This window comes from Sphingopyxis sp. H053 (genome assembly GCF_001468225.1).
GTDB lineage: Bacteria > Pseudomonadota > Alphaproteobacteria > Sphingomonadales > Sphingomonadaceae > Sphingopyxis.
The window spans coordinates 188135-200465 of sequence record NZ_LNRU01000004.1 but is presented as its reverse complement, the minus strand read 5'-3'; the positions used below and the strand labels follow the sequence as shown (position 1 = coordinate 200465).

General features: G+C 63.9%; 16 protein-coding genes. 2 read left to right on the top strand and 14 right to left on the bottom strand.

Translation table 11 applies throughout. From position 1 onward, the window contains the following. Positions 1 to 26: 26 nt before the first annotated feature. From ATE70_RS09045 to ATE70_RS25145, 12 genes are all read right to left on the bottom strand, one after another. Positions 27 to 452 carry a ribbon-helix-helix protein, CopG family gene (locus ATE70_RS09045; protein WP_058537606.1) on the bottom strand — a complete coding sequence of 142 codons (426 nt, stop codon included), beginning with the start codon at positions 450 to 452 and terminating at the stop codon, positions 27 to 29. Continuing rightward, entirely contained in the window at positions 449 to 2434 is a 1986-nt protein-coding gene (locus ATE70_RS09040) for a conjugal transfer protein TraG (protein WP_058537605.1), read from the bottom strand. The genes ATE70_RS09045 and ATE70_RS09040 overlap by 4 nt, the downstream gene beginning before the upstream one ends. Positions 2435 to 2447: 13 nt before the next feature. Next, positions 2448 to 4310 (bottom strand): DUF3363 domain-containing protein, encoded by a 1863-nt coding sequence (locus tag ATE70_RS09035; RefSeq protein ID WP_058537604.1) that lies wholly within the window; start codon positions 4308 to 4310, stop codon positions 2448 to 2450. Between the two features lie 3 nt (positions 4311 to 4313). After that, entirely contained in the window at positions 4314 to 4643 is a 330-nt protein-coding gene (locus tag ATE70_RS09030; RefSeq protein WP_058537603.1) for a DUF736 domain-containing protein, read from the bottom strand. Between the two features lie 10 nt (positions 4644 to 4653). Then, the gene (locus ATE70_RS09025) at positions 4654 to 5229 is read right to left on the bottom strand and encodes a S26 family signal peptidase (RefSeq protein ID WP_058537602.1); all 576 of its coding nucleotides are present in this window, start codon (positions 5227 to 5229) and stop codon (positions 4654 to 4656) included. Beyond that, positions 5226 to 5753 (bottom strand): DUF2840 domain-containing protein, encoded by a 528-nt coding sequence (locus ATE70_RS09020; RefSeq protein WP_058537601.1) that lies wholly within the window; start codon positions 5751 to 5753, stop codon positions 5226 to 5228. The genes ATE70_RS09025 and ATE70_RS09020 overlap by 4 nt, the downstream gene beginning before the upstream one ends. Next, the gene (locus tag ATE70_RS09015) at positions 5753 to 6004 is read right to left on the bottom strand and encodes a helix-turn-helix transcriptional regulator (protein ID WP_058537600.1); all 252 of its coding nucleotides are present in this window, start codon (positions 6002 to 6004) and stop codon (positions 5753 to 5755) included. The genes ATE70_RS09020 and ATE70_RS09015 overlap by 1 nt, the downstream gene beginning before the upstream one ends. Positions 6005 to 6123: 119 nt before the next feature. Continuing rightward, positions 6124 to 6591, bottom strand: a complete 468-nt coding sequence (locus ATE70_RS09010) for a DUF2285 domain-containing protein (protein ID WP_231732582.1) — start codon at positions 6589 to 6591, stop codon at positions 6124 to 6126. Between the two features lie 103 nt (positions 6592 to 6694). Next, positions 6695 to 6892: a transcriptional regulator domain-containing protein gene (locus tag ATE70_RS09005; protein ID WP_058537599.1), complete on the bottom strand. Its 198-nt coding sequence runs from the start codon at positions 6890 to 6892 to the stop codon at positions 6695 to 6697. A 187-nt stretch (positions 6893 to 7079) separates the two neighbouring features. Continuing rightward, positions 7080 to 7397 (bottom strand): DUF736 domain-containing protein, encoded by a 318-nt coding sequence (locus ATE70_RS09000; RefSeq protein WP_058537598.1) that lies wholly within the window; start codon positions 7395 to 7397, stop codon positions 7080 to 7082. Between the two features lie 295 nt (positions 7398 to 7692). Next, positions 7693 to 8154 carry a hypothetical protein gene (locus ATE70_RS08995; protein WP_058814524.1) on the bottom strand — a complete coding sequence of 154 codons (462 nt, stop codon included), beginning with the start codon at positions 8152 to 8154 and terminating at the stop codon, positions 7693 to 7695. A gap of 129 nt (positions 8155 to 8283) precedes the next feature. After that, the gene (locus ATE70_RS25145) at positions 8284 to 8448 is read right to left on the bottom strand and encodes a hypothetical protein (RefSeq protein ID WP_197411420.1); all 165 of its coding nucleotides are present in this window, start codon (positions 8446 to 8448) and stop codon (positions 8284 to 8286) included. A 268-nt stretch (positions 8449 to 8716) separates the two neighbouring features. Between ATE70_RS25145 and ATE70_RS08990 the strand changes: the two genes are divergently transcribed. Continuing rightward, positions 8717 to 9331: a hypothetical protein gene (locus tag ATE70_RS08990; protein WP_058537596.1), complete on the top strand. Its 615-nt coding sequence runs from the start codon at positions 8717 to 8719 to the stop codon at positions 9329 to 9331. A gap of 61 nt (positions 9332 to 9392) precedes the next feature. Here the strand turns inward: ATE70_RS08990 and mauJ are convergent, their stop codons facing one another. Further along, the gene (mauJ, locus tag ATE70_RS08985; protein ID WP_058537595.1) at positions 9393 to 10709 is read right to left on the bottom strand and encodes a methylamine utilization protein MauJ; all 1317 of its coding nucleotides are present in this window, start codon (positions 10707 to 10709) and stop codon (positions 9393 to 9395) included. An 86-nt stretch (positions 10710 to 10795) separates the two neighbouring features. Then, positions 10796 to 11113, bottom strand: coding sequence for a DUF736 domain-containing protein (locus ATE70_RS08980; RefSeq protein WP_058537594.1), 318 nt, complete (start codon positions 11111 to 11113; stop codon positions 10796 to 10798). A gap of 348 nt (positions 11114 to 11461) precedes the next feature. Here ATE70_RS08980 and ATE70_RS08975 point away from each other — a divergent pair, with 348 nt between their 5' ends. Further along, positions 11462 to 12328, top strand: a complete 867-nt coding sequence (locus ATE70_RS08975) for a hypothetical protein (RefSeq protein WP_058537593.1) — start codon at positions 11462 to 11464, stop codon at positions 12326 to 12328. Positions 12329 to 12331: the final 3 nt, after the last annotated feature.

The window sequence follows — 12331 nt, the reverse complement described above, 5'->3', positions numbered from 1 at the left end:
CCCGGGCGTGAACAGCCCCGCGTGATTCAGTTAGAAAAGCTATTGCCCAAATCTCTGGACAGTTCTTCGGCAAGTTTCGGGCCAGCCTCCATGCGGCGGCTTAGCGACTCCACGAAACCTTCCCATCGCTTGCGTCCCGTCGCCTGCGCGGCGGGTAAAGCCGTATCCGGAAGCGGCACCGTGCTCGTCAGCCAGAAGCGGACAAAGAGCGCGAAAGCCTCGTTCGAGAGATCGAGATTCCATTCGAGCCGCTCGAGCCCGCGCGCCAATCTGTCGATCCGGTTCGTGAGCGCTGCCTCCAACCGTTCCTCATGATCGGCAGAGAGTAGCGAGGCGAGCGCCGCCTCGACAATTTCGGTGCGCGTCACCCTTCGTTGACGCGCCCGCTCCGCCACGAGGCGGACAAGCTCCGCGTCGAGGCGGAAGGTCTGCTTGATGCTCGCCTTGGTCACAGGTCGATCCCGTCATTCGGATCGAGAGATGCCGTGCGCGCGTTTCGCGCCATGCGGCGATCGGCGGCCTGACGAAGGCGAGCGGCGTCGCCCTGGCTATCCTCCTCGCCAAAATCAAATTCGCCCGCGGGGGCAGTTGGAATTGGCGCGATATCTTCGTGGAGCGGCAGTTCGGGTTCCTGCCGGATGCCGCCATTCTCGGTGTCGCTCGCTTCGGCTTCCTCCTCGTCGGCCTTCGCATCCTTGGCACCCGGCCTCTGCGGCTCCGGCAAGTGCGACCAATCATCGGAGCGCGGCTGCGGCGTTCCGCCCACGGCGGGCGGAGGAAGGACCCGAGCCATCAATCGGCGATCGCGAAAATAGCGTGCCTTGCGCGCGCGGATCGGCGCGACGCCAGCCGCCATGACAATCTCGTCGTCGGGCGGGAGCTGCATCACCTCTCCGGGCGTCAGCAACGCGCGCGCCGTTTCGGTTCGCGAGATCATGAGATGGCCGAGCCAGGGTGAGAGGCGGTGGCCGGCGTAATTCTTCATCGCGCGCATCTCGGTCGCGGTGCCGAGCGCGTCCGAGATGCGCTTGGCGGTCCGTTCGTCATTGGTCGCGAAGCTCACCCGGACATGGCAATTGTCGAGGATGGCGTTGTTGAGGCCATAGGCCCTCTCGATCTGGTTGAGCGACTGCGCGATCAGGAAGGCTTTGATCCCGTACCCCGCCATGAAGGCGAGCGCGCTCTCGAAGAAGTCGAGGCGCCCGAGCGCCGGAAATTCGTCGAGCATCAGAAGCAGTCGCCGCGATCGATCGCGCGGCCCGAGTTCTTCGGTGAGACGGCGCCCGATCTGGTTGAGGATGAGCCGGATCAGCGGCTTCGTGCGGCTGATGTCGCCGGGCGGCACGACCAGATAGAGCGACACGGGCTCCGGACCTGCCAAAAGATCGGCGATCCGCCATTCGGACGATCCGGTGACCGCCGCGATCACCGGATCGCGGTAGAGGCCGAGGAAGGACATGGCGGTCGACAGAACGCCCGAGCGTTCATTCTCGCTCTTGTTGAGCAATTCCTGCGCCGCCGCGGCGACGACCGGGTGTGGCCGGTCGCCGAGATGGCGGGTCGCCTTCATCCGATGGAGCGTCGCAGCAATCGGCCGCCGCGGATCGGACAGAAAGGCCGCGACCCCGGCGAGGCTCTTGTCGGGTTCGGCGTAAAGGACATGGAGGATCGCGCCGACGAGCAGTGCGTGGCTTGTTTTTTCCCAGTGATTTCGCTTCTCGAGGCTGCCTTCCGGATCGACCAGCACATCGGCGACATTCTGCACGTCGCGCACTTCCCATTCGCCCCGCCGGACTTCGAGCAACGGATTATAGGCGGCAGAGGCGCGGTTGGTGGGATCGAAGAGCAGGACGCGGCCGTGCTGCGCGCGAAAGCCCGCGGTGAGCTGCCAGTTCTCGCCCTTGATGTCGTGGACGATGCAGCTCCCCGGCCAGGTGAGTAACGTCGGGACGACGAGCCCGACGCCCTTGCCTGACCGTGTGGGCGCGAAGCAGAGAATATGCTCGGCGCCATCGTGGCGGAGATAGGCGCCGCCCATGCGACCGAGAATGACGCCATCGGACCCGAGCATGCCAGCCTTGCGGATTTCGCGCTCGCTCGCCCATCGCGCCGAGCCATAGGTTTCGGCGCGCCGCCGCTCGCGGGCGCGCCAGACCGACATGGCGATTGCGATGATGATCGAGAGGAACCCTCCCGATGCCGCGATGCCGGCGCCCTTGAGAAAAATGGCGGGCGCATAGGCGTCAAAGGCAAACCACCACCAAAAGAAGGCGGGCGGCGGATAGACCGGGTAGCCATCGATCCGGAACCAGGGCGCACCAAGCTCGGGCTGAAAGCCCAGCGAGGCGGCGGTCCACTGCGTCGCTGTCCAGATCGCAGCGGTCACGATCGCGCCCACCGCCGCGATCTGGCCCCAGAGGATACGATCGTTCATTAAACCCATCCTTTCATCCAATGCCGATCCCGCGACCGCGGCCGAGCGACCAGTCGATCGATCCGCCTGCTGCCATCATGCCGGCGACATGCTGGCCGAGATGGCGATCGAGCGCCGGACGCCAGGGAACGAGCTGGAAGCCAAGCCCGTCGTCGATCATCGCGAAGCGCCCCGAAGCGAGCGACACGCGCTCGCGATAGATGCCGCTGACATGCTCGCCGTTCGCCGAGGGCTGATGCGCGAGGCCTGTTCGTGCGGCGATGGCGGCTTGCGCCGCGTCGAGGTCGCGCTGTTTCAGTGTGTCGATGAGACCGCTCGTCATCACCAGCCTTTGGCCTTGCCGCCGGGCGAGGCCTTCGCCTTCAAGGAAAGTTGCGCGCGCGGCCATCGCATCACGCACCGCGAGCCCAAATCCTGATCCTGCGAGGGCGGTGTCGCGGGCGACGAGCTCGCGGTCGAGCCAGGTCGCGCCATTCGCTCCGATCTGCTCGCCCAGCGGTAGATCGGATCGCACCGCGAGCGACAGCCGTGCGGTGCCGCCGCGCCCTTCCCAGCTGCGCAATTCGACGATCGCGCCCGGCTTAGCATCGCCCGTCCATTCGATGTCGTCGAAGCGGATATGATGGGTGCGGCCATCAACGCCGTCGATGATCGCGAAGGCGCTGCCGTCGAGCTCGTCGTCGAGGCCGCGCGCGACGAGGCGGCCGACGATCGGATCGCCGGGCGTCTCGCGGTGCAGCGCGAGCGCCGACGTGTCGAAAGCCATTCCGCTCCGTTGCATCGCGCGGTGCATCGTCTTGATGATGTCGCCGCGATCGGCGAGATCGCGCAGCGCGCGTTCGGCGCCCGGGTCGACCATCCACATAGCGGGGCCAAGTCGCTCGGCCAGACCGAGCCGCTCGAGCGTCGCCGCGCGGGCGCGCAGCATCCGGTCCGACGCCTGATCGCCGGCGGGTACGGGGCGGAGATCGAGAAGCCCGCCGCTCTCGGCGGTCGCGCGTTCGATCTGCCGGTCGAGGCTGGTCCAGCGCTCGGCATCGACTTCGCGCTCGATCGCCTGGGTCATCTCGCGCTCGCTTCTCAGGCCGAGCTCGAGTGTCACGCGTTCCTCGGCGCGGAAGCGGATGCCTTCGCTCACATAGGCGCGATCGATGACAAGATCGGTCCCGTCATCGGCGACGCCGCGAACCAGGATGTGGATGTGCGGATTGTCGGTATTCCAATGATCGATCGCGACCCAATCGAGTCCGGTCCCGAGGTCGCGCGACATGTCCTTCATCAGGTCGCGGGTGAAGCCGCGTAGATCGTCCATGGCGCCGGCATCTTCAGGCGCGGAGACGGACGAAGGCCCGTCCGAGGCGCCGAGTTCGGGCGCGATCTGGCGGACATAGGCAAGAGTCTCGGCGGGCAGGCCGCGCCGCCCCGCCGCATAGGCATCGGTGCGTCCGGGGCCAGCGTTATAGGCGGCGAGCATCAGCCGCACATCGCGATACCGGTCCCACATTGCGCGCAGATAGGCCGCCCCTGCGAGGATATTCGCGCGCACATCGAACGGGTCGCCACCAAGCCGATGGCGCGCCGTCAACATCGCCCAGGTCGGCGGCATGATCTGCATCAAGCCCATCGCTCCGGCACGCGAGACCGCGCGCCGATTGCCCCGACTTTCGGCGTGCATGACGCGCCATATCCAGCGCTCCGGAATGCCGAAGCGCTGCGATGCTTCGGCGACGGACGCTGCATAAGGGTGGCTGGGTTCAGCTATCGCCGCTGTCGCGGCTGTGCAGTTCGTGGGCACGCTGAGCGCTGCCAGCAGGGCACCGCATGGATATGCCCAGCGGAGCACGAAGCCGGTACGAGCGCGAAGAGTGCGCGCCATGGTTCAGCCCTTCTCGCTCGCGTCGGCACGCGACCAGAAGAGCAGATGCGGGCCGTCAAGCTGACGCGAATCGAACAAATTGGCGCTGATCGGTGCGGCGAACAGTGGATCGTCGATCTGCAACGCGAGATAGATTCCGCGCGATCCGCAACGCGTCCAGCCCGCTCCGATCTCGATGCCGGCCTCGGCGTCGCCGAGATAGACGCGCCACGTCGGCGCGTTCTCGGCCTCCGATAGCTGCGCGCGCGCGATGTTGATCTCCGCATCAAAAGCGAGTGTGCGGATGTGGCCGGCGTAGCCATCGTCCTGCCGACGGAATGTTCCGATAATCATGCGTGATCTCCTATTCAGCTTGGGATGAAGTCTGGTCCGGGGAGGGCCGGTGGGCGCTAAGCGGCGCACCGGAAGCCGGGCGGGTCATGACGGGATGTGCGACGCCGAGCAGCCCGGCGGCGGGCAGCGGTCCGAAATATCGCCCGTCGAGGCTGTCCGGCGCGGCGTTGAGGAGGAAGAGTTCGTCGGGGCCAACGATCCGGCAGCCGAGCCAGAACGGCAGTGGCCGGCCGAGGCGATCGCGCGCCATGGCGCGCGCGGCGGCAAGGCCGTCGATCGTCACGAAGACGCCTGAACGGCAAATGCGGGCACCTGGAAGGGCCGCAACGCGCTTCAGAAGCGGCACGCCAGCGGGGAGATAGTGGCGCTCGGCAAGCCAGGCGCCGAGCGGCGGCGACGGCCGGATCGCGACCAGATCACCTGCTCTCGGCGTCGCACCCGGGTCGATCCGATACAGCCCGATCGGCGCACTCGCGCTGGCGTTCCACAGCAGACGCGGCGCCGGCGCCAGCCAGGCGACCGCGACAAAGAGAGTGCCGAAGAGCGACGCGGCTGCAACCGTCGCACGGAGATAGTGGCGGTTCATGCCTCGATCGCCCGGCGGCGAAGCCATGCCGCATGGCGATCAGGCCCATAAGGGCGGAACGGCATACCGGCCGCAAGCCGGTTGCCGACATGGCGCCAATGATCGGGCGCCGCGTCGCAAGCTTCGATGCCGGTCGCCTCGACCGCATCGATTGCCAGCAGGACCTGTTGAACCTTCGGCCAACCGTCGATGCGGAGCAGAAGATCGGCGCCCGGGCGGACGAACGCCAGTGTTGCATAGGGCGCGTCCGCAGCCACCGCTGTCGCGATCGCGATGCTGGAATGCACCGTGCCATAGTCGTTCGACGTCCAGCGCACGAACGCGAAGGTCGCACCGGGACGGAAGGCGATGACTTTCGTGCTGCGGCTGAGGATGCGCTCGGATGCAATACGGCCGAAGCGGATCCATTGCTCGAGGCGCCCTTCGATCCAGGTCAGTTCGACCTCCGTGAGGCTGCCGTGCGGCGCACCGACCGACGGCGTATCACGACGAACCGGCGCAGCATAAACAGGATCGCCGCGCATCAGCGCTGCACCGGGCGCGCGGGGAGGATGGTGCCTTTGCCCGGGTCGGAGGTTGAACTGCGCCGGCCGATTTCAGCCCAGGCGTTCAGTTCGTCGATCGCATAGACGATGCGGCCACCGAGCTTGCGATAGACGGGGCCCGTCCCGTAGCAGCGATGCTTTTCGAGCGTTCGCGCGGACAGGCCGAGATGGACGGCAGCGTCGGGGGTTTTCAGAAATCGCGGGACAATGGGGGCGGCGAAATCGCTCATCGAGGGTCTCCTGATGCCGCGCCGGACACCCGAGAGGGGGCCGGCGGGCAGGCGGCGACAATCGAAAATCGGGGCGCGATTCGGGAACGGACAAAGTGACGGGCTGCGGAATGTCCCGATCAGCCGCCCGCGAGCAGGGCGAGATAGCCGCCGTCGCGCATCGCGATTGCGCTACGCTGCCAGCGCGCGAGGCGGCGGCGCTCGCTCGACGCATCCCATTCGGCAGCGGAATAGGAGCCGGCGTCGGGCAGGATGAGGGTCGCGGCGAGGTCGCGCGGGGCTATGTTTTCATCGAGCGCGTCGAGCAAGCGCAGCCACTGCACCAGCCGCCAGCGCTCGGTGGGGCCGGGCTGACCCGGCGGGACCGAAGCGGAGCACGCCATGATCCATCCGTGGAGTGCCCCGGTCGCCGCCTGGCGCTCAGCGATATGATCGTCGGCCGGCACCACATAGGCGAGCGCCTCATTGTGCACGCAATCGGCGATCCAGAGCCGGTAGCGGCGGCCGCCGATAGCGAGCACGAGATGCCACTCACGGTATGCGAGCCATTCGGCGGCAATGCCGCCCGAAGCGGCGACGTCGGACAAGGCGGGTCCCGGGAAGCCGGACGGGGCCGGCGCCGCTATAGTGATCGACGGACAGAGTTCGGGGCGCCAGAGGGCGGGCGCCTGCTCAGCCCGGGCATCGGGATCAACGGCGAAAGACCAACCCCCAGTGGCGGGCGAGCCGGCGAAGAGCGGTACGCGACCGCCCGGACGCGGCGCCGGCACGATAGGCGGCGCGATAGCGCGGATTGCGGCGCAGGAATTCCTGCGCGAAGTCCGCGCGATCATATCGTTCAAATATCTTCAGAAAATCTTGGGACCGCCAGTCGACTGTGGGCTGCATGCGCACCTCCCGAAGCTAAGTGAGTGCAAGGCAAAGACAATTTGCCGATTTCCACAGCGACCCAGCTTCTGGTTATCGGCGTATAAAGCACAGATACTTAGCCTATCAGTTCCCGATTTCGTCGGGAAAAGGCCTCAAATTGAGACTATCGCCGCCCGGCGGGTGCCGGGCGGCAATGGCCTGCGGGTCAGTTGCCGCGCCGGGTCGGCCGGCTCCACACCAGGTCATGCGCTTCACCCTCGCCCGCGAAGAGCTGCGCGAAGATCGGACCGGAGAAGGTCGGGTCGTCGAGCTTGACCGAGAGATAGGGGCGGTCGTCCTGGGTGGATTTCGGCCAGGCGGCGCCGACTTCGGCTTCGCCGATAAGGACGCGGTGGCTCGGCGCGTTGCCGCTGGCATTGCTATCGGGGACGATGCGAACCTTTTTCGCTTGCACCGAAAGGGTGACGATCTCGCCCTGATATTCGTCGGAGGCGGTCTTCGTGAAGCTGCCGATCTTGGTCATGATGCTATCCTTTCCTTGGGCTCGAGCCGCACCAGCGCGGCCTCGATGCGCATCGGTGGGCAGCAAGGGGACGGCGCCGCAGCCCGAAGGGCCCGCAGCGCAGCGAAGGACGGCGCGATCCGGCTTTCTTGGCTCGCGAGGAACGGCGGCACGCCGGGGGAAGAAAGTCGAAGGCGCGCCGTTGCGGCAAGCTGGCCCAGCGTCAGCGGCTTGCTGCCAGATCGCGCATGTCGAGAGGCTGTGCTGTTGCCCGGAAGAAAGGAAAGGGTTGCCGGGACGGGAAGGAAAATGAAGCCTAGGCCTGCGGCGTCGAAGGGTTGAGTTCCTTTGATTGCGGGTCTGGTGCCGATAGTCCCGACGCCGGCGCGGCGCCTGCGAGACTGCGCCATGCGGCGGAGGCAGTTGCGAGACCGGCGATGAACGCCAGGCATCTTGCCCAGATACCGTCATCGATCATCAGGGCGAGCAGCCCCGTCATCGCCTGATATCCCGCAAAGCCCGCGGGCAGGGCGAACAGCAGGGCGACAAGGAATCGGAGGAGGGGGGACCTGACCGAGACGAAGACCGCCTGACCCGTCAGATAGACGATCAGGCCGGTCGTGAAGCCGGCCAGCAGCATGGCGGCGGTTGCATAGCCTTGGGCGTGAACAAAGAGGCCCGCCCCGATCGCGGAATAGACCGGCAGGGCAAAGGTTGCGAGCCGGAACAGGAGCCAGATAAGGTAGAGGGCAGCCACGCCGCCGAGGATGATCGTCAAAGTCACAAGCGTCCTCCCGTCGGACGCGCTCGCCACCTCCACCACAGCGCATTCTGCAGCTCGATCATAGCAGCGGCGCCCCGAAGGCGGAACCGCAACTGGAACCACCTTGGGGGTTTTTCGCGGATGTCAGCGAGCGAAGGGATCATATTCGCAGACGATGCAGCTGGGGTCGCCGTCGAATTCATCGAGCGGCATTACCGAATATCCGCGGCTTGTTTCGATAAGGACGATGATGGTCATCATCGTGCGAGCGAGGTTCCAGCCAAGCGATTGGGCGGTAGAAAGCGGCATATCGAGGCTCCTGTCCGGGAGCGGGACCCTTCCCGCTCGACAGTCGCCCCGCCGGACGGGGGCGGGCCGCAATCACCGCAGCGAAGCGAAGGCCCAAGCGCAGCGCAGGGACCCCTTGCGGGTTGATTGAAGGAGGCCCGGCCTCGGCCCAGGGATTAGCGGCAATCGAGAGCGGGATGGGGCTGCGATGACAGGCGCCGGGAGTCTTGCAGCCTCGGCCTGCCAGTGCGACATCTCTCACTTGCAACTATCATGGGGCTGATAGGAAATGGGCGAGGCGAACCGGCGAAAGATATTGTTACGCGAACGGCTTCTCGAACAGGTCGACGGCTGGACATTTCCGCCGTCGCCTTGGGAGCGCGCCCTCGTGACGGAGGTCGCGGTTCTTCCTGCCTTCCGGGCGCGCCGGATGCCGGCAAAGGACCTCGAATGGATGAGAATGCCAGCCAACCACTGTCACGCGAATACGCGCTGGTATGAAGCAAACGACTGGACGCATCGGTCCAAGGCCGTCGTCGGCTGGTGGATCCAGGGGGCGGACCTCATTCTTCACAGCGTTCTTACCAATGGGCATGAATATATGTGCATCACGCCGTCATCGCCCGGCGAGACAGAGATCATTTTCATCCCGGATCCCAAGATCGAGTGGATCGAGAGCGACGGACAGCTTGCCGCAAAGCGGAACGGGCAGATCATCGGCCTTGGAATTCGTCGCTACCCTGAGCTGACGATCGCGATGCACGAGACCATGCGGGTGAGACTGGAACAAGGGATGGACCCCGACCGCGCGTCAGAATTCAGCCATGAAGAGCGGGAGGATATGATGCGCACTTATCTTTCGCCCGAAGAATTCGCCGCGATCGGGAAGCCCGGCCCCGTCTGACGACGGAGCCAGAAGCTCGATCAGTTCAGCGCGTTCCAGAGCCTATCGCGAAACCACGACCCTATTGACCGGCTGCTCGCCGTCTATCGGCTTCGGCCTCCCACGCTTTGATGCGCGCGTTCATTCCTTCGTGATTGGCAAAATAGTTGGTGGGGAGAAAGGCTTCGACCCGACCAAGCAAGGCACGGGTTTCGCTCTCGTAGACGTGCAGTTCGCCGTTCCCGATATATTCGAGCAAGAAGCGCGAAAGCGAAGCGGCATGCGCCGCAGCGCTCGAAGACCCATTGTCGTGGCCATCAAGATCCTTGTCCCATTCGAAGCGAAGGCGCTCCTCAGCGAAGTCCAAGGTTAGCGTGAGTTCGACAATCCCATCCTGAGACTTGAAGACGACTTTCAGGGAGGAGCCCACTTGCTGGGCATGTACCGGCGTCATCGCATGGAGCGGTGGATAAGGCTCTTTGCGGCGCAACTCGACGTCTATGGACGGCATGTCGATTTGAGCGCCATCGGCGGGGTGCGTTCCAGCGCCAATGGATGCGACGGCGGCAGCGCCGAGCCGCTCTTTAAAGCCACGAAGCTCGTATAGATGTTCGCGGTAGATCGTTGATCTCGTCTTCACCCCCAAAATTCGCTCGATCGCGAGTTCTGCCAAGCCTCGCATAATCGGAAGTTCGCCAGCTATGCGATCGTAATCTGATGCATCGTCGGGATTGATGATGGGATCCGACTGCGCGTGCGCAATGGCCATGCGCCCCGATTTGTAGAGATGGGCGCCGGGATCATCGACACCAGACGCCCGCAGTCTTTCCAGCGCGCTACGGCCACCGTGATCCATAATCTCGTCGATGTTTTCATCGACCCAGGTTTGCCGTTCCCTGCCCGCGGGTATTGCCGCTTCCAGAACGCGATAGAAGGATAGGAACGCATAGGCCGGGTGATTGAGGCCTCGCCCCTCGCGCATGAGGGCAAGCGCAAGCACCGATCTTGGATCTTCCGGTTCCGGCAAATAGGTCAGGTTCAGATCGGGAGTTATGCTCATTCCCCAGTCGCTTCCCCGGCGCTGGGGCCGGGGGAGTCCGCCCCCGGAAAAGGACTGAACGATCGCGCCAGCGCTTTGTGTCCACGACATGGCACTGAGGAAACGGAGCAAGGTGGACCGGCTCTCCTGTAGGGTTTCATCGCCCCGCCGAATGGCAACCGCAGGACAATGATCCTTCGTGAGCGGGATGATGAAATAGGTTCGGCCAGCATATTCCTGTCGCTGATAAGCGACGGGCCAACTGATCGACGTCTCGAGATTGGCGATGATCCAATCGCCCGTCTCGGCAATTTCTCCTACCAAAGCATCGGCAAGCTGGGGAATTTCAAGCGTGAGCATATTGCCGAATTATCATAGCTGCAATTTTGCCGCTCTGTTTTTGACGGCATAGCTCCGGCCCCGCCGAGGCGGGGCCGGAGCTATGATCAGTTCGGGGCATTCCAGATCAGCACCTTCTTCGACGGATCGTCGCCCGGCGCGTTTGCGACGTTGCAGAAGATCTGCCCGAGTTCGGGGGCGGAGAGCGAGACCGAGATATATTCGGCTCCCGCCTGGGAGGTCTTCACCCAGCCGGCGCCGAGCTCGAAACCGTTCTTTCGGCTAATGACGCGGTAGTCAGGCTCGTTGTCCTTCGTCTTGCGGCCGTTCGGTACGATCGCGATCGGAGCGGTGACCATCAGGGTTGCGAGGTTGCCTTCGAGGCTGCCGTCTTCCTTGACGGTGAGATTTGCGATGCTTGCCATTTAAAGTCTCCTTGGATGCTCGGGACCTTTCCCGATGACGCCAGAAGGAGGGGCCGTGAGCCGCCGTCACCGAGCGGAACGCGAGGGCGAACCCCCGCGGGGGTTGACGGCATTAGGCGAACCGAGGCCCGCAATTGGGCGGCCAATGAGGGAGAGGTTACGCGCGCAGGAGGCTCGGGCTGACCGCGAGTGGTCGTGGCTCTGGAAGCCTTGGCGTCACCTGAAGAAATCCTGGCCCGCTTCAAGCGGTGAAGGCCGACGAAGGTGTCAACTAGACCCTACGCCAGGCCGCTGAATCGATCTTCGCTATGCGAGCGATCTGGATTGGAAATGTGCTATCGGACGACCATGGCGACGACATTCACACGGATCGAGCAGGAAGCCATCGTGCTGGGCGCGGTGATGGGAATGATCGATGAAATGGTCAATCATGCGATTTTCTGCCCTCTCGGGGAAAAGCGAAATGATACCAACCTACTACCCAAAACGTCCGAAACTTTACGGCAGTTCAGCACATTGCTCCGCGACTTCTTGTCGCCTGTCACAGCTCGGGGAAAGGACCCTCTTCCCTTCGGCCTCGACAGGCCAGAGGATGGTAACAAGGCAACGGAGTTCACCACTCTCTTTTACCTGCGGCAGATTTGCGGATCTCCACTAATCGGAACCGAGATCGCCCCGTTGAAATCGGTGGTTCGCGACTTCGCGGGCTGGCTTGAGGAAATTGCGTTCGTACCGCGCGTATGGCTTTCCAATATCGAAGTGGAGGTGGATCTCAGGATTAAGCGAATCGATTTCATCCGGATCAGCGGTGATATCGGAAAGCACAATTTCCTGCGCCTCCGGGGACAGACAAACCGGTTGTGCGCGATCTTGTTGGAGAACGGAATTACGATCGACGAAAGTGACGCCTATCTCGCGCTTCCCGATTGCTGGGATTGGTTTCACACCCATCTGCTCGCCTACCATGCCAGCAATATCGCCGAGTATCTCAATAATATTCGCTACGGCATAAGGGCCTATATCGAACCCGTAGCGAAGGCGCGGTATCGGATAACGGATTCGGTCGAAGGTCTAGATCGTTATACGTTCGAACGGCCGGACGAGATAATGAACAAGTTTGCCTGGGCCCAATATTTCGAATTGCTGCAAGGGTCACTTCGAGAGCCATATTTCCCGCAGTTCAGCGTGTCCCGCTCGTTCAAGAGCCAGTTTTGAGAT

Coding starts and splice junctions, on each gene's coding strand:
- ATE70_RS09035 (WP_058537604.1), bottom strand. CDS start 4,310: ATGGCGCGCACTCTTCGCGCTCGTACCGGCTTCGTGCTCCGCTGGGCA.
- ATE70_RS09005 (WP_058537599.1), bottom strand. CDS start 6,892: ATGCAGCCCACAGTCGACTGGCGGTCCCAAGATTTTCTGAAGATATTT.
- mauJ (WP_058537595.1), bottom strand. CDS start 10,709: ATGCTCACGCTTGAAATTCCCCAGCTTGCCGATGCTTTGGTAGGAGAA.
- ATE70_RS25145 (WP_197411420.1), bottom strand. CDS start 8,448: ATGCCGCTTTCTACCGCCCAATCGCTTGGCTGGAACCTCGCTCGCACG.
- ATE70_RS09030 (WP_058537603.1), bottom strand. CDS start 4,643: ATGATTATCGGAACATTCCGTCGGCAGGACGATGGCTACGCCGGCCAC.
- ATE70_RS08975 (WP_058537593.1), top strand. CDS start 11,462: ATGGCGACGACATTCACACGGATCGAGCAGGAAGCCATCGTGCTGGGC.
- ATE70_RS09015 (WP_058537600.1), bottom strand. CDS start 6,004: ATGAGCGATTTCGCCGCCCCCATTGTCCCGCGATTTCTGAAAACCCCC.
- ATE70_RS09020 (WP_058537601.1), bottom strand. CDS start 5,753: ATGCGCGGCGATCCTGTTTATGCTGCGCCGGTTCGTCGTGATACGCCG.
- ATE70_RS09040 (WP_058537605.1), bottom strand. CDS start 2,434: ATGAACGATCGTATCCTCTGGGGCCAGATCGCGGCGGTGGGCGCGATC.
- ATE70_RS09000 (WP_058537598.1), bottom strand. CDS start 7,397: ATGACCAAGATCGGCAGCTTCACGAAGACCGCCTCCGACGAATATCAG.
- ATE70_RS09025 (WP_058537602.1), bottom strand. CDS start 5,229: ATGAACCGCCACTATCTCCGTGCGACGGTTGCAGCCGCGTCGCTCTTC.
- ATE70_RS08990 (WP_058537596.1), top strand. CDS start 8,717: ATGGGCGAGGCGAACCGGCGAAAGATATTGTTACGCGAACGGCTTCTC.
- ATE70_RS08980 (WP_058537594.1), bottom strand. CDS start 11,113: ATGGCAAGCATCGCAAATCTCACCGTCAAGGAAGACGGCAGCCTCGAA.